This is a genomic window from Kitasatospora sp. NPDC088264 (assembly GCF_040685715.1).
Classification (GTDB): domain Bacteria; phylum Actinomycetota; class Actinomycetes; order Streptomycetales; family Streptomycetaceae; genus Kitasatospora.
Map to the genome: position 1 here is coordinate 38,368 of NZ_JBFBIR010000017.1, position 22,531 is coordinate 60,898.

Annotated in this window: 19 protein-coding genes; 9 read left to right on the plus strand and 10 right to left on the minus strand. The window is 74.1% G+C overall.

Features of this window, described 5'->3' with window-relative positions:
* On the minus strand, positions 1-405 hold the full coding sequence (locus AB0O82_RS16095; RefSeq protein ID WP_363584044.1) for a (2Fe-2S) ferredoxin domain-containing protein: 405 nt from the start codon (positions 403-405) through the stop codon (positions 1-3).
* 111 nt (positions 406-516) lie between these two features.
* Here AB0O82_RS16095 and AB0O82_RS16100 point away from each other — a divergent pair, with 111 nt between their 5' ends.
* The gene (locus tag AB0O82_RS16100; RefSeq protein ID WP_063347062.1) at positions 517-867 is read left to right on the plus strand and encodes a metalloregulator ArsR/SmtB family transcription factor; all 351 of its coding nucleotides are present in this window, start codon (positions 517-519) and stop codon (positions 865-867) included.
* Positions 868-925: 58 nt separating this feature from the next.
* On the opposite strand, the gene AB0O82_RS16105 is transcribed toward AB0O82_RS16100, so the two are convergent.
* Positions 926-2,581: an FAD-binding dehydrogenase gene (locus AB0O82_RS16105; RefSeq protein WP_363584046.1), complete on the minus strand. Its 1,656-nt coding sequence runs from the start codon at positions 2,579-2,581 to the stop codon at positions 926-928.
* 311 nt (positions 2,582-2,892) lie between these two features.
* On the opposite strand from AB0O82_RS16105, the gene AB0O82_RS16110 reads away from it, so the two are divergent.
* Entirely contained in the window at positions 2,893-3,831 is a 939-nt protein-coding gene (locus tag AB0O82_RS16110; protein WP_363584048.1) for an SGNH/GDSL hydrolase family protein, read from the plus strand.
* Positions 3,832-3,891: 60 nt separating this feature from the next.
* Here the strand turns inward: AB0O82_RS16110 and AB0O82_RS16115 are convergent, their stop codons facing one another.
* Positions 3,892-5,013: a HoxN/HupN/NixA family nickel/cobalt transporter gene (locus AB0O82_RS16115; protein WP_363584050.1), complete on the minus strand. Its 1,122-nt coding sequence runs from the start codon at positions 5,011-5,013 to the stop codon at positions 3,892-3,894.
* A 325-nt stretch (positions 5,014-5,338) separates the two neighbouring features.
* Here AB0O82_RS16115 and AB0O82_RS16120 point away from each other — a divergent pair, with 325 nt between their 5' ends.
* Together AB0O82_RS16120 and AB0O82_RS16125 are read left to right on the plus strand one after the other, a co-directional pair.
* Positions 5,339-7,207, plus strand: coding sequence for a CocE/NonD family hydrolase (locus AB0O82_RS16120; protein WP_363584052.1), 1,869 nt, complete (start codon positions 5,339-5,341; stop codon positions 7,205-7,207).
* Positions 7,208-7,255: 48 nt separating this feature from the next.
* Positions 7,256-7,948: an aspartate/glutamate racemase family protein gene (locus tag AB0O82_RS16125; protein WP_363584054.1), complete on the plus strand. Its 693-nt coding sequence runs from the start codon at positions 7,256-7,258 to the stop codon at positions 7,946-7,948.
* 49 nt (positions 7,949-7,997) lie between these two features.
* On the opposite strand, the gene AB0O82_RS16130 is transcribed toward AB0O82_RS16125, so the two are convergent.
* The gene (locus AB0O82_RS16130) at positions 7,998-8,396 is read right to left on the minus strand and encodes a type II toxin-antitoxin system VapC family toxin (protein WP_363584056.1); all 399 of its coding nucleotides are present in this window, start codon (positions 8,394-8,396) and stop codon (positions 7,998-8,000) included.
* 67 nt (positions 8,397-8,463) lie between these two features.
* Entirely contained in the window at positions 8,464-8,922 is a 459-nt protein-coding gene (locus tag AB0O82_RS16135) for a MarR family transcriptional regulator (RefSeq protein WP_363584058.1), read from the minus strand.
* Positions 8,923-9,052: 130 nt separating this feature from the next.
* Here AB0O82_RS16135 and AB0O82_RS16140 point away from each other — a divergent pair, with 130 nt between their 5' ends.
* Positions 9,053-10,309, plus strand: a complete 1,257-nt coding sequence (locus AB0O82_RS16140; protein WP_363584060.1) for an alpha/beta hydrolase — start codon at positions 9,053-9,055, stop codon at positions 10,307-10,309.
* Between the two features lie 78 nt (positions 10,310-10,387).
* Here AB0O82_RS16140 and AB0O82_RS16145 read toward each other — a convergent pair whose 3' ends face one another.
* Together AB0O82_RS16145 and AB0O82_RS16150 are read right to left on the minus strand one after the other, a co-directional pair.
* Positions 10,388-11,938: a putative Ig domain-containing protein gene (locus tag AB0O82_RS16145; protein WP_363584062.1), complete on the minus strand. Its 1,551-nt coding sequence runs from the start codon at positions 11,936-11,938 to the stop codon at positions 10,388-10,390.
* A gap of 274 nt (positions 11,939-12,212) precedes the next feature.
* Complete coding sequence (locus AB0O82_RS16150; RefSeq protein ID WP_363584064.1) at positions 12,213-13,163, minus strand: hypothetical protein; 951 nt, start codon at positions 13,161-13,163, stop codon at positions 12,213-12,215.
* Positions 13,164-13,319: 156 nt separating this feature from the next.
* On the opposite strand from AB0O82_RS16150, the gene AB0O82_RS16155 reads away from it, so the two are divergent.
* The gene (locus AB0O82_RS16155) at positions 13,320-14,438 is read left to right on the plus strand and encodes an alpha/beta hydrolase-fold protein (protein ID WP_363584066.1); all 1,119 of its coding nucleotides are present in this window, start codon (positions 13,320-13,322) and stop codon (positions 14,436-14,438) included.
* Between the two features lie 134 nt (positions 14,439-14,572).
* Entirely contained in the window at positions 14,573-17,098 is a 2,526-nt protein-coding gene (locus AB0O82_RS16160) for a glycosyltransferase family 39 protein (RefSeq protein WP_363584068.1), read from the plus strand.
* Positions 17,099-17,204: 106 nt separating this feature from the next.
* On the opposite strand, the gene AB0O82_RS16165 is transcribed toward AB0O82_RS16160, so the two are convergent.
* The 3 genes from AB0O82_RS16165 to moaA all read right to left on the minus strand — a co-directional run bounded on the left by AB0O82_RS16165 (position 17,205) and on the right by moaA (position 20,711).
* Complete coding sequence (locus tag AB0O82_RS16165) at positions 17,205-18,776, minus strand: alpha/beta hydrolase (RefSeq protein WP_363584070.1); 1,572 nt, start codon at positions 18,774-18,776, stop codon at positions 17,205-17,207.
* A gap of 60 nt (positions 18,777-18,836) precedes the next feature.
* On the minus strand, positions 18,837-19,595 hold the full coding sequence (locus AB0O82_RS16170; protein WP_363584072.1) for an HNH endonuclease family protein: 759 nt from the start codon (positions 19,593-19,595) through the stop codon (positions 18,837-18,839).
* A gap of 120 nt (positions 19,596-19,715) precedes the next feature.
* Positions 19,716-20,711 carry a GTP 3',8-cyclase MoaA gene (moaA, locus tag AB0O82_RS16175; RefSeq protein ID WP_363584074.1) on the minus strand — a complete coding sequence of 332 codons (996 nt, stop codon included), beginning with the start codon at positions 20,709-20,711 and terminating at the stop codon, positions 19,716-19,718.
* Between the two features lie 146 nt (positions 20,712-20,857).
* Between moaA and AB0O82_RS16180 the strand changes: the two genes are divergently transcribed.
* The gene (locus AB0O82_RS16180) at positions 20,858-21,469 is read left to right on the plus strand and encodes an NTP transferase domain-containing protein (RefSeq protein WP_363584076.1); all 612 of its coding nucleotides are present in this window, start codon (positions 20,858-20,860) and stop codon (positions 21,467-21,469) included.
* A 164-nt stretch (positions 21,470-21,633) separates the two neighbouring features.
* Positions 21,634-22,485 carry a hypothetical protein gene (locus AB0O82_RS16185; RefSeq protein ID WP_363584078.1) on the plus strand — a complete coding sequence of 284 codons (852 nt, stop codon included), beginning with the start codon at positions 21,634-21,636 and terminating at the stop codon, positions 22,483-22,485.
* Positions 22,486-22,531: the final 46 nt, after the last annotated feature.

Here is a 22,531-nt window from a genome sequence, read left to right on the forward strand (position 1 = left end):
CTACTCCGCCAGGCCCTCGCGGACCCGGCGGGACACCGAGATCAGCTGGAGGTCGAGCAGTCCGGGCGGGTCGGCCAGCCCGGGGCCGCCCGCGTGCACCCAGGCGGCTATCTCGTCGATCATGTCGTCCGCCAGCACGAAGCCCAGCCAGACCGGACGCCCACCCGCCGCCCGCCCCTCCCCGGAGGGGCCGACCACCACCACGTTGGACTGGGTGCACACGTCCAGGCACTTGACCGCGCGGACCCGGCCCGCCGCACCCACCGCGGCCCGCAGCCGCTCGTACTGCCCGGCGTGGTCCACCCCCGGGTGCTTGGCCTCGGTGCCGCAGCAGCAGCCCCGGCAGACGGTGACGGTCACCGGGGAGGCGACCGCCTGCTTGCGGTCCCGGTCTCGGCGGCTCATCGGCTCTGGAACTCCTCCTGGTCACGGGGCACGCTGCACGCGCAGCCTACCTGGCATGCCAAGAACCACTGCCGGGTGCCGGGGTTCGACGGCGGTCCGTAGGATGCCCCCATGGGACACGCGACCACCGAGAAAGCCGTACCGCGGATGCGTCTGGACGCCTCCAACGCGGCCAAGGTCGCGACCACCCTCCAGGCGCTGGCCACCCCGTCCCGGCTGCTGATCCTCGCCGAACTGCGCGAGGGCCCGCGCGCGGCGACCGAACTCGCCGACGCCGTGGGCATGGAGCAGTCCGCCTGCTCCCACCAGCTGCGGCTGCTGCGCAACCTCGGCCTGGTCGTCGGCGAGCGCCGGGGCCGCTCGGTGGTCTACTCCCTGCACGACGACCACGTCGCCGCCCTCCTCGACCAGGCCGTGTACCACGTCGAGCACCTGCGGCTGGGCCTCACCGACGAGCGCTGAGGCCGAACGCACCGACCTCCACCACCGCCCCCTACGCCGCCGCCTCCACCACCGTCCCCTACGCCGTCGCCTCCGCCGCCGCGCGGCCGGCGGTGCGGCCGGAGAAGAGGCAGCCGCCGAGGAAGGTGCCCTCCAGGGAGCGGTAGCCGTGGACGCCGCCGCCGCCGAAGCCGGCGGCCTCGCCGGCGGCGTAGACGCCCGGGAGGGGTTCGCCGTCGGGGCGCAGGACGCGCGCGGAGAGGTCGGTCTCCAGCCCGCCGAGGGACTTGCGGGTGAGGATGTTGAGCCGGACGGCGATCAGCGGGGCGGCGCCGGGGTCGAGGATGCGGTGCGGCGGGGCCACCCGGATCAGCTTGTCGCCGAGGTAGCGGCGGGCGCCGTGGACGGCGGTGACCTGGAGGTCCTTGGCGAAGGGGTTGGCGAACTGCCGGTCGCGGGCCTCGACGGTGCGGCGCAGTTCGGCGGGGTCGATCAGCGCCTCGCGGGTCCTGGCGTTCATGCCGCGGGCGAGGTCGGCGAGGTTGCTCGCGACGACGAAGTCGGGCCCGTGCCGCAGGTGGCTCCGGACCGGACCGGGGGCGCCGGGCAGGGCGCGGCCGAGGACGCCGCGCACGGACTTCCCGGTCAGGTCCGGGTTCTGCTCGGAGCCGGAGAGGGTGAACTCCTTCTCGATGATGCGCTGGTTGAGCACGAACCAGGTGTGCCCGTAGCCGGTGGACATGATGTGGTCGAGCGTGCCGAGGGTGTCGAAGCCGGGGAAGAGCGGGACGGGCAGCCGGTTGCCGCGCGCGTCCAGCCAGAGCGAGGACGGGCCGGGCAGGATGCGGATGCCGTGCCGGGCCCAGATCGGGTCCCAGTTCTCGATGCCCTCGGTGTAGTGCCACATCCGGTCGCCGTTGATGAGGCTGGCGCCGGCGTCGCCGGCGATGCCGAGCATCAGCCCGTCGACGTGGGCGGGGACGCCGGAGAGCAGCTTGGCGGGCGGGGTGCCGAGCCGGGCGGGCCAGGCCTTGCGGACGAGGTCGTGGTTGCCGCCGATGCCGCCGGAGGTCACGATCACGGCCTGGGCGCGCAGTTCGAACCGTCCGGCGGCCTCGCGCGAGCTGGCCTCGCCGCGGGCCGCCGGACTGGGCACCAGCACCTCGCCGGTGACGGTGTCGGTGACGCCCGCGGTGGCGGCCAGGCCGGTGACCCGGTGCCGGAAGCGCAGGTCGACCAGCCCGCGGGCGGCGGCGGCGCGGACCCGGCGGACGAAGGGCTCCAGCAGTCCGGGCCCGGTGCCCCAGGTGATGTGGAAGCGGGGCACCGAGTTGCCCGGGCCGTCGGCGAGGAGGCCGCCGCGCTCGGCCCAGCCGACGACGGGGAAGAACCGGACGCCCAGGCCGTGCAGCCAGGAGCGCTTCTCGCCGGCCGCGAAGTCGACGTAGGCCTCGGCCCAGCGGCGCGGCCAGGCGTCCTCGGGCCGGTCGAAGCCGGCGGTGCCGAACCAGTCCTGACGGGCCAGGGCGTGCGAGTCGCGGATCCGCATCCGGCGCTGCTCGGGCGAGTCGACCAGGAAGAGGCCGCCGAAGGACCAGTGCGCCTGGCCGCCGAGCGAGGCCGCGGGCTCCTGGTCGAGCAGGATCACCTTCCGTCCGGCGTCGGCGAGTTCGGCGGTGGCGGCGAGTCCGGCGAGTCCTGCTCCGATGACGATGACGTCGGCGTCTAGGGCCATGCGCAGTCCTCCGTCGCGGCGAGCGGGACGGCGCGCGCGGGGTGGGCGCCGTCGCTGTGCGCCCGATACTGCGGCCTGCGGTGACGTCCGGTCAACCGGCCGGTAACAACCGACTGCGGCAATTCCGCTCCACACCGTTTCGGAAATGTCCTCGATACACGGCGGAGCGAAATGCGAAATGCGATCTGACGGAATTTCGGAAATTTCCGCGCACGGCATGGACGTCCACGAAACCAACAAGTAACTTACCTGCGAGTAGCCGCGGCCCGGCACGACCCCCACCCGTCGTTTCTCTCCCCCCAGGAGGAACCGTGCTCCCCCCTGCCCGGAAACCCCGACGCCTGCGCAGCTCCACCGCACTCGCCACCGTCGCACTGGGCGCCGCCCTCGCGCTCACCTCCACCAGCGCCCAGGCCGCCACCCCGGCGCCCAAGCACCTCGTGGCGCTCGGCGACTCCTACGCCGCCGGCGCGGGCGTGCCCGGCCAGTCGGCCGGCCTGTGTCTGCGCTCCGACCGCAACTACGGCCACCTGGTCGCCGCCGCCCTCAAGGCCGGCGCGTACACCGACGTCACCTGCGCCGCCGCCAAGGTCAAGGCCATGACGCAGCCGCAGTACGACGCCTTCATCCGGGTCAACGACCCGCAGCTGGACGCGGTGACCCCCGACACCGACCTGGTCACCCTCGGCATCGGCGGCAACGACCTCGCGGCCAGCGACCTCGGCCTCGGCGAACTCGTCGCCACCTGCATCGCCGGCGCGGTCGTCAACCCGCTCGGCACGCCCTGCAAGGACGTCTACCACCACGGCTACTGGGACTGGCGCAGCTGGTCCTGGCAGTACGGCGACGACGACCTGGCCGAGCGGATCACCGGCAGCATCGCGCCGCAGGTCGCCGACACGCTGCGGCGCATCCACGCCAAGGCGCCGCGGGCCCGGGTGCTGCTGGTCGGCTACCCGTCCGTGCTGCCCGCCGACGGCCGCTCGTGCATCCTGCGCCAGCCCGTGACCCCGGGCGACGTCGAGTACATGCACGGCGTGCTCGACAAGCTGAACGCCGCGCTCAGGAGCACCGCGGCGGCCGGCGGCGCGACGTACGTCGACACCGCCACGCCCACCGCCGGGCACGACGTGTGCTCGGACGACCGCTGGATCGAGGGCGCGCTGCCCGGCTCGCCCGCCGTGCCGTTCCACCCGAACGCCACCGGCGAGAAGGTGATGGCGGACGCGGTGCTCGCCGCGCTGCGGTAGGCCCCGGAACGCCGAGGGGGCGGCGACCGGACTCCGGTCACCGCCCCCTCCGCCCCATCGCTACTCCGACTTGGCGGCCGCGGCGGCCAGGCCGGCCGACCACTTCTCCTCGACCTTGCCGAACTTCCAGTAGGCGATCGCCCCGACCCAGGTCAGCACGAACAGGCCGACGATCGCGTAGCCGACGAAGTTGAGGTCCAGCCCGCCGATCCAGGCGATCGGGCCACTGGTGATGTCCAGCTTCTCGCCGAGCAGGCCGATCAGCTCGACCAGGCCGATCACCAGCGCGACCAGCACCGACAGGCCGGTGACGGTCAGGTTGTAGTAGATCTTGCGGACCGGCTTGGAGAAGGCCCACTCGTAGGCGAAGTTCATGAACGAGCCGTCGATGGTGTCCAGCAGGCTCATCCCGGCCGCGAACAGGATCGGCAGCGTGAGCAGCGCGTACCAGGGCAGCGAGAACGCGGCCGCGCCGCCGGCCAGCACCAGCAGCGACACCTCGGTCGCGGTGTCGAAGCCGAGGCCGAACAGCAGGCCGACCGGGTACATGTGCCAGGGCTTGGTGACGGCCCTGGTCACCCGGCCGAGGATGCGGTTCATCAGCCCGCGCCGCTCCAACTGGCGCTCCAGCTCGGCCTCGTCGTACTCGCCCACGCGCATCCGGCGGAACACCTTGAGGATGCCGTTGAAGGCGCCCAGGTTGATCAGGCCGAGGAGCAGCAGGAACGTCCCGGAGACGGTGGTGCCGATCAGGCCGGTCATCGTGTGCAGGGTCGAGTCGTCCGCCTCCACCTGGTCGGCGAGCGAGCGGATGCCGAAGGCGAGCAGCGCGCAGAGGCCGAAGACGATCGAGGAGTGCCCGAGCGAGAACCAGAAGCCGACCGACAGGGGCCGCTTGCCCTGGCCCATCAGCTTGCGGGTGGTGTTGTCGATCGCCGCGATGTGGTCGGCGTCGAAGGCGTGCCGCATCCCGAGGGTGTAGGCGGTCAGGCCCATGCCCGCGCCGAACACCTGGCCGCCGACGTCGTAGTGCTCGGGCGCGACCAGCGCGAGCAGGGTGAACCAGCCGACGACGTGCAGCACGAGGATGAAACCGCCCATCCCGGCCAGGCGCATCCACTCCTCCCGGGTGAGCCGGTCACGCCATCTGACGGGCGAGGCACCTGCGGCGGGGCTGGACATCCTGTGGTCCTTTCGGGTGGTCCGGGCGAAGCTGGGCCATCTTTCCCCCCTCGGGGAAGCAGTTGCAAGTCATGTGCAAATGCCGGACCGCGGCGAACAGGGGCACGCGGGCGCGGACGGGGGGCGTACGGCGGCGGGCACACGCCCGCTCGCGCCGGGCTCCACCCGGCCGCGCCGACCGGCGGACCGCGACCGCCGCGCAGCCTTCGTCAGGAAATCGGACGATTCCTCCCCTAGGGTCGAGATGCCGACACCCGCGGCGCGCTCCCCGTACGCGCCGCGGGCCCTCCGGCGCTCACCGGCCCGGGATCCGATGGGAGCGGCCATGCCGTCCTACCCCTTCCGCACCACCCGCGAGGACGTCCGCATCCCGCTGCCCGACGGCACCCGGCTGGCCGCCCGGCTGTGGCGCCCGGTCAGCGACGAACCCGTCCCCGCCGTGCTGGAGTACTCCGCCGGCCGGCTCACCGACCGCACCGCCGCCGAGGACGCCCGCCGCCACCCCTGGTACGCCGGCCACGGCTACGGCGCCGTCCGCGTCGACACCCGCGGCCACGGCAACTCCGACGGCCTGCCCGGCGAACCCGGCGGCGGCCAGGAGCTCGACGACGGCGCCGCCGTCCTCGACTGGCTCGCCCGCCGCCCCTGGTGCAGCGGCCGGGTCGGCCTGCTCGGCGTCGGCGCCGCCGGCACCACCGCCCTGCTGCTCGCGGCCCGTGCCCCCGACACCGTCGGCGCCGTGGTCACCGTCTGCCCCGAAGGCGGCCACCGCCTCGGCGGCGCCCTGCTCGCCGCCGACCTGCACACCCGGCTCACCGCCCTGGTCGCCGACGCCGCCCTCCCGCCCGACCCCCGGCACGTCGGCGACGCCTGGCGCACCGACTGGCTGGCCCGCCTCGAATCCCTGGACCCGCCCGTCGACGCCTGGCTCGCCGCCGGCGAGACCACCGTCCCCGTCCCCGCCCCCACCTTCGCCGTCGCCGGCTGGGGCGACCCGTCCTGCTCCTTCGTGCTGCGCCTGCTCGCCACCTCCCCCACCGCCCGCGCCCTGCTCGGCCCCTGGCCGCACGGCCTGCCCGAGGACACCCTCCCCGAGACCCTGCGCTGGTGGGACCACTGGCTGCGCGACCTCGACACCGGCGCCCTGGCGGAGCCCGCCCTGCGCAGCTGGATCGGCACCCGCTGGACCGGCGAGGAGACCTGGCCCTCCCCCAACGTCCGGGAGATCCACTACGGCCTCGACGGCCCGCTGCGCACCGCCGGCACCGCCTCCGACGACCGCCACGTCCGCGTCCGCTCCCCGCAGCACACCGGCCTCAACGCCGGCGCCTACGTCCCGCTCGGCCGCCCCGCCGACCAGCCGCCCGACCAGCGCGAGGAGGACGGCCGCTCGGTCTGCTTCGACTCCCACCCGCTGCCCGAACCGGTCGAAGTGCTCGGCACCCCGACCGTACGGCTGCGCCTGCGCGAGGGCGGCCCGCCCGCCCAGATCACCGCCCGGCTCTGCGCCGTCGGCCCGGACGGCACCTCCACGCTGCTCACCCGGGGCGTCCTGGTCGCCACCGGCCCCGACGCGGACGTCGAGCTCGCCGCCTGCGCCGGCACCCTCCCGGCCGGGCATCGGCTGCGGCTCGCCCTCTCCTCGGTCTACTGGCCGTGGGTGTGGCCCACCCCGGACGACGCCGGCTACGCGCTCGACCCGTCCCGCTCCGCCCTCACCCTGCCCACCCGGCACCTCGCCGCCGACGTCGGCGCCGCCCCCGTCGCCTTCGAGGCCCCCGCCCTGCCCGAGCCGCTCGACATCCACCGCACCGAGCCGCTGACCGCCCGGCCCGAGCACGTCACCGTGCACGACATCGGCCGCCGGGAATGGCGCGCCGAACTCTCCCCCGCCACCGACGGCAGCCGCACCCACCCCGACGGCCTGGTCCGCGACGAGCACACCGTCACCGCCTACCGGGTGCTCACCGACGCCCCGCTCAGCGCGCAGGCCCGCACCGACCACACCGTGCGCCTCGAACGCCCCGACATCGGCTGGGACGTCACCGTCCAGACCCGCACCCAACTGCGCTGCGACGCCGGGCACTTCCTCAGCATCGTGCAGCTGCGCGCGCTGGAGGCCGGTTCGGTGGTGTTCGCCCGGGAATGGCAGCACCGCGTGCCGCGCTGGATTCCGCAGGGCGATTCCAAGTAATCCTTATACCTTTGCTTTCAATTCCCTTATTGCTTTATAAATGGCGGCATGAAGACCCTCGGCCTGATCGGCGGCATGAGCTGGGAATCCACCGCCGAGTACTACCGCCTCCTCAACGAACTCACCCGCGACCGCCTCGGCGGCCTGCACTCCGCGCCGCTCGTGCTGTACTCGGTCGACTTCGCCGCCATCGAACGGCTCCAGGCCGACGGACGCTGGACCGAGGCCGGCGAGATCCTGGCCGGCGCGGCGCGGTCCCTGGAGGCGGCCGGCGCCGAACTGCTGCTGATCTGCACCAACACCATGCACAAGGTCGCCGACCAGGTCGCGGCCGCGACCCCCGTCCCGCTGCTGCACCTCGCCGACGCCACCGCGGACGCCGTCCGGGCCGCCGGACTGCACCGGATCGGGCTGCTCGGCACGGCCTTCACCATGGAACAGGACTTCTACCGCGGCCGGCTGGCCGCCCACGGCCTCGACGTCCTCGTCCCCGGCCCCGACAGCCGCGCCCTGGTCCACCGGGTGATCTACCAGGAGCTGTGCCTCGGCCTGGTCCGCGAGGAGTCCCGCGCGGCGTACCGCCGGGTGATCGACGAACTGGTGGCCGCCGGCGCCCAGGGGGTCATCCTCGGCTGCACCGAGATCGAACTGCTCGTCCGCCCCGAGGACAGTCCCGTCCCCACCTTCCCCACCACCCGCCTGCACGCCGAAGCCGCCGTCACCGCCGCCCTGGCCCCGTGACGGCCCGGCGGGTCGGGGGCCCTCGCGCCGGGTCGGCGGAGGCCGCGCCCTAGGCGGTCAGGGCCTCGACGGGGGCGACGGCCACCAGCTCCTCGGCGGCGCGGGCGACCTCCAGGTCGAGCGTGATGAACGCGTCGGCCTGAAGCCGGGTCAGCGCGATGTACTCGGCGTCGAGGGTGTCGGGCCAGCCGAGGCGCTCGGCGATCCCCCAGGCGGTGGACTGCAGGACGCGGTCCCCGAGGAGCCGGATCCTCAACGCGCACAGGTAGTCCAGCCGGCGGTCGGCCTCCGCCCTGGTCAGCCCGCCCTGGCGGACGGCCTGGTAGAGGAGCGACAGCACCTGCGAGCGGAGCAGCGTCGGGGCCAGCAGCCGGTGCTCCTGCGGGATGACGGCCCGCTCGCCGGCCAGGCGCAGCGCCACGGCCGGCGCGATCACGTACTTGGTCACGGGCGCTCGCCTCCAGGAAGGGCCTCGCGCGACCTTGCCGCGCCTTCCGCAGGGTAGGCCCTCCCGGTCAGAGCCGGTCGTAGATGGCGACCAACTGCCGGAGCACGTCGGTCGCGGCGTCCAGGGCGGGGGCGTCGTGGTGCGCCAGTGCGGTGTCGAGCGCCTGCGCCAGGGTGGTCTGGCGTTCGTCGTGGCGGCGCCGGCCCGCGTCGGTGAGGGCGACCAGGACGGACCGCTTGTCGCCCGGGGGGCGTTCCCGGGTGACGTAGCCGGCGGTGGCGAGGCTGTTGACCAGCTGGGTGGTGGCGGCGCTGGTGGTCTCGGTGGCGGCGGCGAGCTGGCCGATCGACAGCGGGCCCGTCTCGGCCAGGACGCGCAGGGCCCGGGCGTGGGTGAGGGAGAGCGCGCCGGGGGTGCGGGTGGCGCGTCCGCGCAGTCGGGAGTCGGCGGCGCTGAGGCTGTAGGCGGCGCGGGCGAGCTGGTCGAGGGCCTGCTCGCGGGCGGGGGTGGGTTGGGGCTGCGACATGGGGGCGGCCTCCGCGGCTCGTATCGACGGTCGGGTTGACAACAGAATATCCTAAGTACTTAATAGATAAGTACTTAGCGACTCGGCGGCACAGCCACCGAGCCCCCTATCGACACGGAGGACACCCGTCATGACCGTTCGTTCGACCGGACAGAACTGGGCCCTGGACATCGCCCTCGCCCAGGGCGGCTTCGACGCCCTGCACCCCCAGGCCAAGGGCACCCTGGAGCAGCTCGGCCACGACCACACCGACTTCGACAAGGTCTTCGCGCTGGTGCAGAGCGGCGTGATGCTGCCCAAGGCCTGGGCCACCATCGCCGGGCAGGCCGAGGAGCGCGCCGCCCACCACGAGCGCGGCGGCTTCGCCCAGACCGCCGCCGACCTCTACGTGCGCGCCTCGGTGATGTGGGGCCGCGCGCAGTACTCGATCTTCGACGCCGCCGACCCGCGCAAGCTCGCCTTCCGCGAGCACGCCAACCACTGCGTGGAGCGCCTGGGCGCGCTGCGTGGCAACCGGGTGCGCCGCGTCGTCCTCGACTTCGAGGGCAAGCAGATCTTCGCCCTGCTGCACCTGCCGGCCGGTGAGGTCCGCAATGCGCCCGCGGTGATCCTCGGCCCGGGGATGGACATGATCAAGGAGGACTACATCCACGCGGCGGAGCGGTACTACACCTCGCGCGGCATCGTGGCCCTGTCCATCGAGGGTCCGGGCCAGGGCGAGAGCCGGGCCAACGGGCTGACCGTCGACCTCACCAACTACGAGCGCGCGATCAGCCGCTACATCGACCACCTGGCCTCGCTGCCCGAGGTCGACGCGGCCCGCATCGGCATGTTCGGCATCTCGATGAGCGGCTACTGGGGCTCGCGCGCCGCCGCCACCGACCGCCGCCTCGCCGCGCTGGCCGCCTTCGAGGCCGTCACCGGCGACTTCACCACCATCTTCGAGCGCGCCCAGCCGACCTTCAAGAACAACTACATGTACATGGCCGGCTACACCGACGAGGACGCCTTCGACACCGAGTTGGTCGCCCGGATGCCGCTGGGCGACCTGGTCCGGGAGATCGCCTGCCCGGTCGTCTACGGCATCGGCGAGTTCGACGAACTCACCGTGCTGGAGCAGGCCCTGGCCAACTACGAGCGCATCCGCGCGCCCAAGGAGATGCGCGTCTACGAGAACGAGTTCCACCCGCTGGGCGGCACCGCCGCCGAGGTCTTCCGCTTCGGCGCCGAATGGGTCGAACGCGCCCTGAACGGCGAGCTCGCCGAGCCCGGCCGCGACGTCCGGCACTACGTCCACAGCGACGGCCGCACCACCGACGGCACCGCCAACCCCACCTGGTGGCTCGGCACCACCCCGGCCGTGATCGCCGACGCCCGCCGGGCGTGACACCGGGCGGCCTCCGGCGCGCACGGTCCGGCCCCGGGGTGTGGGATCCCCGGGGCCGGACGGTGTGCTGGTGGTGCGTCAGCCGGTCTGGATGGAGGTGTCGTCGATCACGAAGCTCGTCTGCAGCGAGGCGTCCTCGGTGCCGGTGAACTTCAGGGTGACGCTCTGGCCCGCGTAGGACGAGAGGTCGAAGGTCCGCTGCTGGTAACCCGCCGCGGCGTCCGCGTTGGAGTACGTCTTCAGCGTGGTCCCGTTCACCGACACGGCCAGCTTGTCGTACGCGGTGCTGCCCGACTCAGCGGTGTCGATGTGCAGCCAGAAGCTCAGCGTCGCCTTGCAGCCCGCCGGGATCGTCACCGTCTGCGCCAGCGTGTCCGTGTGCGAGGAACCGTAGCCGTTCAGCCACGACTTCCACGAACCACCGTGCGCCGCCTGCGAGGAGCTGTTGTCCACCACGCCGGAGCTGGTCGTCCACGGCGCCGCCGAGCCCGTCTCGAAGCCCGCGTTGCCCAGCAGCTGCGCCGGCGTGCAGGTGCCGCCACCGCCACCGGTCACCGTCCACGTGAAGCTCGCCGTACCCGACTTGCCCGCCGAGTCCTTCACCGTCACCGTCACGTTCGACGAACCCGCCGTGGTGGCCGTACCGGTGATCGCACCCGTCGACGCGTTGATCGCCAGCCCGGCCGGCAGACCCGTCGCGCTGTACGACAGCGGCGCGGTACCACCGGAAGCGTTGATCTGGAGGTTCACCGCACCGCCGACCGCGGTCGACTGGTCACCGGGGCTGCTGACGGAGACGGCGCCGCTGCCGGCCGGCTTGGTGAGCAGGCAGCCGGCCACGTTGAGGTCGATGACCCGGCCGTTGCCGAGGCAGGTGGTGAACCAGTAGGTCTCCTCACCGTAGCTCTGGCCCTTGGTGGCCGTGGTGGTGCCGTCCGCGGCGACCTCGCACGGGTTGTCCAGGGTGCACATCTCACCGTTGTCGTTGCCGGTGTTGTTGATGCCGATGATCCGCCCGCTGGCGGAGTCGATGATCGGCGAACCGGAGGTGCCGTGCGTGGTGTTGCAGCCGGAGCTGTAGCGCAGCGAGTCGTGCCAGGTCCACTGGTCCTCGCGCAGGGTGGGCACGAACCCGTTGACGGAGCAGTTCCACACCTGCTTCCAGTACGAGGAGGGTATGTACATCGCGGCGCCGTCGGTCGGGTGCGTGTCGTTGACGGTCAGCGCGGTGGCGCCGTACTTGGAGCTGATCGAGCCGTAGGTGTCGGTGAGTTGGTAGAGCGCGACATCGGTGCCGGTCATGGTCGCGTAGACGACCTTGTCGGCCTGGACGGTGCCGAGGCTGTTGCCGGCGCCGTCCAGCAGGGTGCCGCTGCGGCTCGCGCTCGCGTTCTGGATGACCTGGCCGGCCGTGGGCATGGTCGGCAGGCAGTGGCCGTTGGTGAGCATCAGGGCCCGGTCGCCGGCCACCGATGTGGGGTAACGCACCAGCGAGGCCGAGCAGTTGCTCAGCGCGATGGTGGAGGTCAGGTCGCTGGCCTGGACGGCGTGCGCGGGGACGGCGGCGAGGGTCAGCCCGCCCGCGACGACGGCGCCGACGCCGGCCATCGCGGCAAGTCTCTTGAACATGGCTCTCCTTGTGGGGGATCGCGGGGTGTACGACTGGTCGCCGAGGCCCGCGCCGCACGAAAGTGCCATGGTCACTTCAAGTGGTCAACCGTATTGGCCGAACTCGCCGACGGCAATCGGCCGTTGCGGCCCGGGGCGGCAACCATCCGCCCCGGTATGCCCGTTAAGGGCGGGCGCGATGGCACCCCACGGCACCGGCCGTGCCCGCCCGCCGGAGCGTCATGTCCACCCGTCGGCCCGCCCGCTCCGGCTGCGGCTACGGCTGCGGCTACGGCTACGGCTGCGGGAAGGAGTCCGCTCCCACCTCGTCGGTCTTGGCGTTGCCGCCGACCGTCGGCTGGAGGGTGATCGACCAGGACGTCGCGGTGCGCCCGGTCTCGAACGCCAGCGTGTCCTGGAACTTGGTGAACCGGCAGCTCTGCGTGAACGCCTTCGCGTCGGAGTCCCAGTCCACCCCGCCCGCGAAGTACACCTCGTACGTGCCGTCCTCGACGCCCTCGATACTGGCCTTCTGCCCCTTGGTCACGTACACCGAGTGCACCGACTTGCCGTTCAGCGCGAGCGAGACGACCGCGTCCCCCCTGCCGCCGTTGTCGACCTTGAACACGCCCTGGCCGCGCAGCCGCCCCTCGCGCACCAGGGTGCCGTTGTCCAGCGAACGGGACTGCTGCTTCGGGGTCTGCGGGACGGCGAAGGTCGTCGGGTAGCCGGCCGCCGCCATCTTGGCCAGGGCCGCCGACACCGCCGCCAGGCCCTCCGAGGCGCCCAGCTCGGCCTGCGCGGAACCCACCGCGCAGACGCCCCTGCTCTTGATGTCGCCGCGGACCTTCGTCGCGTCGGCGGCCAGCGAGGTCAGCGCCGCCACCAGCTCGGTCCGCGCCGTGGTGACCGCGGCCGGCTCGTCCGCCAGGCCCAGGCTCCGCCCGGCCGTCCGCGCGCTGGTGGCGATGCCGCCGAGCACGCCGTCGAGGTCGCCCAGGGTCTTGGCCCCGGCCACCTGGCCGAGCGCGGTGTTCACCGGGTCGATGTTCGTGCCGAGCACCGGGCCGTACGGCGGCGGCGTCGGGGTGGGGGTCGGCGTCCGCGTCGGCGCGGGCGGGGCCGGGGCCGCGCCGGTGGACGGCCCGCCCGCGGCACTCCCCCCGCCGCCCCCGGTGCCGCTGGAGCAGGCCGCGAGCAGCAGTACCGTGCCGACGGCCAGACCGGCCTTGGTGATGGACTTCATGAATCCCGCCCCCGTGACGCCCCGCGCACACAGCGTGCACGTGTCCGCCGCCATGCTGGCGGGCCCGCCCTGCGCGGTCAACCGGATTCCGAGGGCGCGCGGAGGGCGCGCAGGGGGCGCCCGGGGGCGCTGATCGAGGTCAACTACGATCGGGGCGTGCTCAGCCTCACCGGACTCCCCCTCCAGATCGTCGCCTCGCTCGTCGCGATCCTCGTCTTCGGCGCCACCATGTGGCTCTGGCCGCGCTTCGGCGGGAAGGGCTGGAAGTCCTGGACGGGCCGGCTCGGCGCCTTCCTCGCCACCCAGATCGCCGTGCTGGTCGCCATGGGCCTGATCGCCAACGGCTACTTCGGCTTCTACAGCTCCTGGAGCGACCTGCTCGGCACCGACGGCAAGCCGGGCACGGTCGTCGACCACACGCCGAACGCCTCCGTGGCCGTCACCGGCGAGCAGAAGTTCTACTCGGCCCAGGGGTCCGACCGGGAGCGCTCCGGGCTGATCCAGCAGGTCGCCGTCAAAGGAGCCTCGACCGGCCTGAGCACCGAGGCGTTCGTCTACCTGCCCCCGCAGTACTTCCAGCCGGACTACGCGCAGCAGCGGTTCCCGATGGCCCTGGTGCTCACCGGCTACCCGGGCACCCCGGAGAAGCTGATCTCGCTGATGCAGTACCCGGCCTCCACCCTCACTGCGATCGAGCAGAAGAAGCTGCCGCCGACCGTCCTGGTGATGATGCGCCCCACGGTCGTCGGAAACCGGGACACCGAGTGCGTCGACGTGCCGGGCGGCCCCCAGGCGGAGACCTTCTTCACCACCGACCTGCCCAAGGCGCTCGCCACCACCTACCGGCTCGGCACCGACCCGGCGAGCCGCGCCGTGATCGGCAACTCGACCGGCGGCTACTGCGCGCTCAAGTTCGCGATGCGCAAGCCCGACTCCTACCGCGCGGCGGTCGCGCTCTCCGGCTACTACAGCGCGGCGCACGACGAGACCACCGGCGACCTCTTCGGCGGCAACGACCAGCTGAAGCAGCAGAACGACCTGCTGTGGCGGCTGAAGAACCAGCCGGCCGCCCCCGTCTCCCTGCTGCTCACCACCAGCTACGACGAGAACAACTACGCCGACACCCAGGCCATGGTCGGCGCCTTCAAGGCCCCCACCAAGCTGTCCACCATCACCCTGGACACCGGCGGCCACAACTTCCACACCTGGACCCGGGAGATCCCCCCGGCCCTGGAGTGGCTCGGCCAGCACCTCACCATGCCGAAGGCCGCCTGACCACGCCGAAGGCCGCCTGACCGATCCCCCGGCGGCCCGCCCGATCACCCGATCACCCGAACGCCCCGCAGATCACACCCGTCTCACAGCCTCGTCTCACGCTCCTCTCAGCCACACCACGCACGGTATGGCGCATGACCACGACCAGCTACTCCACTCCGGCCGGCGAACCGTGGCCCGAGGCCGCGGACTTCCCGCCGCCGGAGGTGCCGCAGCCGGACCCCGCCCGGCCGGACCCGGCGCCGCTCTTCCCCGAGCAGCCCCTGCCGCCCACCGGCCCCAAGGGCCCCGCCTCCTGGTCCGGCCGGCTGCGCACCCTCCCCGCCCGCGCCTGGCGCGGCCGCGCGGACGACCCGCGCTGGGTGCGCCCGGCCCTGCTGGCACTGCTGGCCGCGACCGTCGTCCTCTACCTCTGGGGCCTGAGCGCCTCCGGCTGGGCCAACGCCTTCTACTCGGCCGCCGTCCAGGCCGGCAGCCAGAGCTGGAAGGCCTTCTTCTTCGGCTCCTCCGACGCCGGGAACTTCATCACCGTCGACAAGCCCCCGATGTCGCTGTGGCCGATGGCCCTCTCGGTGCGGGTCTTCGGCCTGTCCTCCTGGTCCGTGCTCGCCCCGCAGGCCCTGATGGGCGCCGCCACCGTCGGCGTCGTGTACGCGACGGTGCGCCGGCGCTTCTCCCCGCTCGGCGGCCTGCTCGCCGGGGCCGCCCTGGCGCTCACCCCGGTCGCGGCGCTGATGTTCCGCTTCAACAACCCCGACGCGCTGCTGGCCCTGCTGCTCACCCTGGCCGCGTACGGGCTGGTACGGGCCATCGAGGCGGCGGGCACCCGGTGGCTGGTGTTCACCGGGGCGATGTTCGGCCTGGCCTTCCTCACCAAGACCCTGCAAGCCTTCCTCGTGCTGCCCGCCTTCGCGCTGGTCTACCTGGTCGTCGCGCCCACCGGCCTCTGGCGGCGGGTGCGGCAGCTGCTGCTCGCGGGCGCGGCCATGGTGGTCGCGGGCGGCTGGTGGGTCGCGGTGGTCGAGCTGCTGCCGGCCTCAGCCCGCCCGTACGTCGGCGGCTCGCAGGACGACAGCTTCCTCTCCCTCACCTTCGGCTACAACGGCCTCGGCCGGATCAACGGCGACGAGACCGGCAGCGTCGGCGGCGGCGGGCGGCTCCCGGCCGGGCTCGACCTGCCGGCCGGGGCGATGCGCGGCGGCCGCGGCTGGGGCCAGAGCGGCCTCACCCGGCTGTTCGGGAGCGACATCGGCGGACAGATCGCCTGGCTGCTGCCGGCCGCGCTGATCCTGCTGGTCGCCGCCCTGTGGGCGACCCGCCGCTACGCCCGCACCGACACCGCCCGCGCGGCGTTCCTGGTCTGGGGCGGCGCGATGCTGTCCACCGCGCTGGTGTTCAGCTTCATGTCCGGGATCTTCCACCAGTACTACACGGTGGCGCTCGCCCCGGCCGTCGCGGCGCTGGTCGGCATGGGCGTGGACGGCCTGTGGCGGGCCCGGCACCGGCTTCCGTGGGCGCTGGTGCTGGCCGGCACCCTCGCGGTGACGGCGGTGTGGGCGTTCGTCCTGCTCGGGCGGAGCGCGGAGTTCCTGCCCTGGCTGCGCTGGGCGGTGCTGGTCGGCGGGCTGGTGGCGGCGGCCACGCTGGTCGCCGGACAGCTGGCCGGGCGGGCCGACGGGCGGCTCGGGGCCCGGATCGCCTCGGTCGCCGGCCTGCTCGGCCTGGCGGCGGCGCTCGGCGGGCCGGCCGCGTACGCGGTGGACACCGTCGGCACGGCGCACAGCGGCTCCATCGTGACGGCCGGGCCGGCCGTCCAGGGCGCCTCCGGCCCGGGCGGCGGCGGCCGGCACGGCGGGCAGGGCTTCCCGGGCAACGGGCGGGCGTTCCAGCCCGGCCAGAACGGCGGCGGGCAGAACGGCGGCTGGCAGAACGGCGGCGCACCCGGCTTCCCCGGCGGGGGCGGCGGGCAGAACGGCGGCCGGCCGGGCGCCCAGGGCGGGGGCAACGGGTTCAACGGCGGGGGCAACGGCGGCCAGGGCGGCTTCAACGGCGGCAACGGCGGCAACGGCGGCTGGCCGGGCGGCGGTTCGGGCAAGGGCCCGGGCGGCGGCAACGGTCACCGCGAGCGCGGCACGGGCGCCAACCCCGACACCGGCAACCCCGACACCGGCAACCCCGGCAGCGGCGAGGATCCCGGCGCCTTCGGCCCGGGCGGCGCGGGCGGCCCCGGAGCGGGCGGCATGGGCGGCGCGGGCGGCATGGGCGGTCTGCTCGGCGGCACCAAGGTGAGCGAGGAGGCCTCCGCCCTGCTCAAGGAGAACGCCGACCAGTACACCTGGGCGGCCGCCACCAGCGGCTCGCAGAACGCCGCCAGCTACCAACTCGCCACCGGGAAGCCGGTGATGGCCCTCGGCGGCTTCAACGGCACCGACCCCTCGCTCAGCCTGGCCGGCTTCCAGAAGTACGTCCAGGAGGGCAAGGTGCACTGGTTCATCGCCGGCGGCTCCCACCGCGGCTTCGGCGGGGCCGAGAGCGGACGGGGCGACACCGGGGAGAAGGAGTCGGAGACCTCCCAGATCGAGAGCTGGGTGACGAGCCACTTCACCGCGAAGACGGTCGGCTCCACCACCTTCTACGACCTGACGGCCCCGACGTCCTGACCGTCCGACCTCCTGACCGTCCCACCCCAGGGGGCGCACCGCAGCCGGCGGTGCGCCCCCTTCGCGTTGCCCCTGGCCAGCTCCCGCCGGCCCCCGTCAGCTCCCGTCAGGCGGACGGGCAGTGCGTCCCGGCGGCGGGCAGCGTGCCGTCCACCAGGAACGCGGCCACCGCGTCCCGCACGCACCCGCTCTTGTCGTAGCCGGTGTGCCCGTCGCCGTCCCGGGTGAGCAGGACGGCGTCGGCGAGGGCGGAGGCCATCCGCTGCGCCCACGGGTACGGCGTGACCGGGTCGGCGGTGGAGCCGACCACCAGGATCGGGGCGCTGCCCTCGGCCCGGATCCGGGCGGGCCGTTCGGCGGTGCGGTACGGCCAGGAGCGGCAGTCCGGGGCGAACAGCGCCGCCGAGGTGTCGTGCCGGCTCATCAGCGGGGCGCGGGCGGCGAGTTCGGCGCGGTCGGTGCGCAGGTCCCCGGTGCCGGGGGCCATCAGGGCGTCCGCGCAGCTGATGGCGACGAAGGCGTCCGCCGCGGTGGAGTAGCCGCCGTCCTCGGCGCGGCCGTTGGCGCCGTCGGCGAGGGCGAGCAGTTCGGCGGCGTCGCCGCGGGTGATCGCCGGGTCGAGGGCCTGGCGCAGCCGCTCCCAGGAGCGGTGGCCGTCGTAGAGGGTGTCGAGGGTGCCGTTCCAGGCCAGGGTGGCGGTGAGGCGGCGGCCGTCGGCGGCGGGCAGCGGGTGCGCGCGCAGGCCGTCCAGGAAGTCGGCGAGCCGCTGCGGGGCGGCGGCGCGGTCGCGGCCGAGCGGGCAGCCGTCGCGGCCCGCGCAGTCGGCGGCGAAGTCCCGCAGCGCGGTCTCGGTGGCGGCGGCGGCCTCGACGTTCATCCGGACCGGGTCGAGGCTGCGCTCGAAGGCGCCGTCCAGGGCGAGGCGGCCGGTGCGGGCGGGGAACTCCTCGGCGTAGAGGGCGCCCAGGTAGGTGCCGTAGGAGCTGCCGAGGAAGTCGAGCCGCCGTTCGCCCAGGGCGCCGCGCAGCACGTCCAGGTCGCGGGCGGTGTCGCGGGTGGAGAGGTGGGGCAGCAGCGTGGCGTACCGGGCCTGGCAGGCGTCGGCGAGCACCCGGCCGCGGTCGTAGCCGGGGTCGTCGGTGCTGGTCCACTCGTCCCGGGTGCGGTCGTCGAGGCAGTGCACGGGGGTGGTGCGGCCGGCGCCGCGCGGGTCGAAGCCGACCAGGTCGAAGTGGTCGGAGAGGGTGCCGCGGTAGTCCTCCCAGCCCCAGACGACCCGGTCCACGCCGGAGTTGCCCGGCCCGCCGGGGTTGAGCACCAGTGCCCCGATCCGCCGGTCGGCCTCGGTGGCGCGGATCCGGGAGACGGCGACGTCGATCGTCTCGCCGCCCGGATCGGCGTAGTCCAGCGGGACCTTGAGTCCGGTGCACTGCGCGACCGGCTCCCCGGCCGGGCGCTCGGGCCGGTCCGGGCAGTCCTTCCAGTCCAGCGGCTGGAGGTACAGGGCCGCGAGCGCGGGGGCGGCCGTGCCGGGCACCAGGTCCTGGGGCCCGGCCGCGGCCGCGGTGCCGGGCCGGCGGGCGCCCGGGTCCGACGGCCCGGTGCAGCCCGCGGCGAGCACGAGGAGGGCGACGGTGAGCAGGGCGCGGAGCGGGCGCCGGGGGTTCGACGAGTGCACCGCCCACGAATACCACCCGGCGCCCGCTGCCGTCACACCAGCACCTGCCGTAACGATTCCTCAGCCGCCGCACTGCTGCAGCATGGCCTGCTTGTCGGCCGCGGTGACGGGGAGCTGGTACTTCAGGGAGACCTGGGCGAAGCGGACGGCGTAGGAGCAGCGGACGGCGGTGTTGGCGGGGAGCCAGGTGGCCGGGCCGGAGTCGCCCTTGGAGCCGTTCTGCGAGCCGTCGGCGGGGATCAGGTTGAGCGGGTCGTTGGCGATCTGGACGCGCTTGGCCTTGTCCCACTTGGCGGCGCCCAGCTGCCAGTCGTAGGACAGCGGCATCACGTGGTCGATCTGGATCTTCGTGGCCTGCTGCTTGGTCCACTGGACGTTCTTGCCGGTGTACGGGTCGTAGATGGTCATCGCGGTGACGACGCAGTTCGATCCGTCCTTGCGCTCGACGGCGGTGCCGTCGCGGGCGAGCAGGTCGTTGCGGGTGTCGCAGTTGTTGTGGCCGAGCGGGACGCCGTCGACGTTGTCCGTCCAGGCGGGGCCGAACTCGTTGCGGTCGTAGCCGTCCTTGGGGCCGGCGGCGGCGGTGGCGACCTTGGCTATCACGTCCCGGCCCGCCTTCTGCTCCTCCGGCGTGGTCAGCGGGGCCAGGCCGGGCTTGGTGCCGTCCGGGTTCTGCAGCGGGCTGGTGCCCAGGCCCCCGGCGGGCGCGGCGGAGTCGCCGCTCTTGTGGTCACGGCCGCCGAGCAGCCAGCCGGCCAGCGCGAGCGCGCATATCAGGAACACGGTGGCGGCGGACAGGGCGGTGCGGCGGGCGGGCACGGATAACTCCCGGGATCTGGGGCGGGTTGACGGCGAACCAGCAGATCAGCCACCCCGAGAGCAGGTCAAGGCGACGCCACGCGAACCCCGCCGACCATGTCGAAGCTCACACCCCGGGCGTCAGCCGCCGATGGCGGACATCGGGCGGTCGGGCCGGACGAAGCCGGCGGAGTTGACGGCGTGTCCGGGCCCCTTCCCGGCCACCGAGGCCCGCCAGGCCGCCTCGATCCGGTCGTCGTCGGCACCGCCGCGCAGCAGCGCGCGCAGATCGGACTCCTCCGTCGCGAACAGGCAGTTGCGCAACTGGCCGTCGGCGGTGAGCCGGACCCGGTCGCAGCCCCCGCAGAACGGGCGGGTCACGGAGGCGATCACCCCGATGACGGCGTCCGTGCCCGCGACCCGCCACTCCTCCGCCGGGGCGTTGCCCCGCCGCCCCACGGGCAGCAGGTCGAAGCGCTCCACGAGCCGCTCCAGGACCTCCGCGGCGGTGACCATCGCCGAACGGTCCCAGGCGCCCTGCGCGTCCAACGGCATCGACTCGATGAACCGCATCCGGTACCCGTGCTCCACCGCGAAGGCCGCCAGCTCCGGGATCTCGTCCTCGTTCACCCCGCGCACCGGCACCGCGTTCACCTTCACCGGCCCCAGCCCCGCCGCCCGCGCCGCCGCCAGGCCCGCGAACACGTCCGCGATCCGGTCCCGCCGCGTGATCCGCGCGAACCGCTCCGGGCGCAGCGTGTCGAGGCTGACGTTCACCCGCTCCAGCCCCGCCGCCCGCAGCGCCACCGCCGTGCGGGCCAGCCCGATCCCGTTCGTCGTCAGCGACACCTCCGGCCCCAGCGCGGCGATCCGCCCCACCAGTTCCGGCAGGCCCCGCCGCAACAGCGGCTCCCCGCCGGTCAGCCGCACCGAGGCGATCCCCAGCCGCCCGACCGCGATCCGCACCAGCCGCACCACCTCGTCGTCGCCCAGCGTCTGCGCCCTCGGCAGCCAGTCCAGGCCCTCGGCCGGCATGCAGTAGGTGCAGCGCAGGTTGCAGCGGTCGGTCAGCGAGACCCTCAGGTCGGTGTGGACCCGGCCGAAACGGTCCAGCAGCGGGCGCGGTGCGGTGTTCATCGACCCAGTACAGGGGCCGGCGGGCCGCAGGACCAGCGGCCGAACCGCCGGGGGGCGGCCACCACCTGCGGGTTCCCCTTGTGCATTCGTACAACTGTGGGTTGGTACGGCTGCGCGGCGGCGGCACCGGCGGGCAGGCTGGGCCCATGCAGACCACCGAAGACCCGACCGGGCCCGTTGCCGCGCTGGTGCTCGCCGCCGGGGGCGGGCGACGCCTCGGCGGGCGGCCCAAGGCCCTGATCCGGTACGCGGGCCGCCCGCTGGTCGAGCACGCGGTGGCGGTGGTGCGGGCGGGCGGCTGCGCGGACGTCACGGTGGTGCTGGGCGCGGCCGGCGAACGCGTCCGCTCGACGGCGCACCTGCCGGGCTGCCGGCTGGTGGCCAACCCGGACTGGGCGGGCGGCATGGGCTCCTCGCTGCGCGCCGGGCTGGCCGCGCTGGCGCCGGAGGTGTCGGCGGTGCTGGTGATGCTGGTGGACACCCCGGGCGTCACCGCGGCCGCGGTGGCCCGACTGCTGGCCGCGCACCGGGCCGGCGCGGAACTGGCCGCGGCGGCCTACGGAGGACGGCGCGGGCACCCGGTGCTGATCGGCGCCCGGCACTTCGCGGAGGCGGCCGCCGGCGCGTCCGGCGACGCCGGGGCCCGCACCCTGCTGGCCGCGCACCCGGGCGCGGTCACGCTGGTCGAGTGCGCCGACGTCGCCGTCCCGGACGACCTGGACACCCCCGCCGACCTGGCCCGCTGGTCCGCCGGCTGACCGCACCCCGCCGACCGGGGTGTCCGAAGCACCCGTGGTGGGAACCGGCCGGGCGCACACCCCTGATCCGACCCTGAGGATTGCCCCATTCCGTGCCAAGGACCCAACGTTTCGGGGAGCATGGAAACCGTTCCACCACCCGACTCGAACGGACGGAGCCCGCGATGGCCGGACTGCCCGAAGACTTCACCGGACACGACCCCGCGAGGCCAGGGCACGGGGCGGGCGGTGGCGCCCGGGCGATCCGCTGCCCCGCCTGCCGCCGCGAGCACCTCTACGAGCCGCCGTCGCTGCCCTGTCCGTGCGGCGCCTCGCTGAAGGTGCCGCTGCTGCGCGGCGGGGTGCCGGTGCAGGTGCGGTTCCGCTCCTGGGAGGACTCCTGGCTGAGCATGCGCTGTCCGCACTGCGGCCGCTCCGACCAGTGGCCGCAGCCCGAGTTCACCTGCAACTGCGGCGCCACCGTCCGGCTGCCGGTGGACCGCACCACCCGGCTCGGCGGCGGCACGGCCGGCCCGCTCGCCACCCCCGGCCCGCAGTCCTCCCGCCCGTACCCGGCCCACCCGATGGGCGCCCCGGTGCCCGCCCCGCCCGGCGGCTCCGGCGGCCAGCCCAAGCCCTTCCGCCACCGCGCGCCGTTCCGCCCGCACCCGGTGCGCACCTCGCAGGACGCGGTCTTCACCGCCGCCCGCTACCTGGAGTGGCTCGGTTTCGACGACCTGGAGCTGACCGAGGCCCAGGAGCGCGACGGGGTGACCCTGCTGGGCAGCCGGATGGTCGCCCAGGTGGACACCTGGACCGAGCCGGCCGACGTGAAGTCGGTCGAGTGCCTGTGGCTGCAGACCCTGCACGCCGAGGAGATGGCCGCCGCCATGTTCACCCTGGCCGGCTACTCGCACCAGGCCACCGTGCGCGGCGAACAGCTGCTGGTCGCCCTGTTCAGCCTGGACCTGGCGGGGGTGCCGCAGCCCGCCAACGGCGCCGCCGAGGCCCTGATGGAAACCGGCTGGACGTCCTGACCGACCGGAGGCCGCCGGGGCGCGTCCGCCAGGGCGTGCCTTGTGG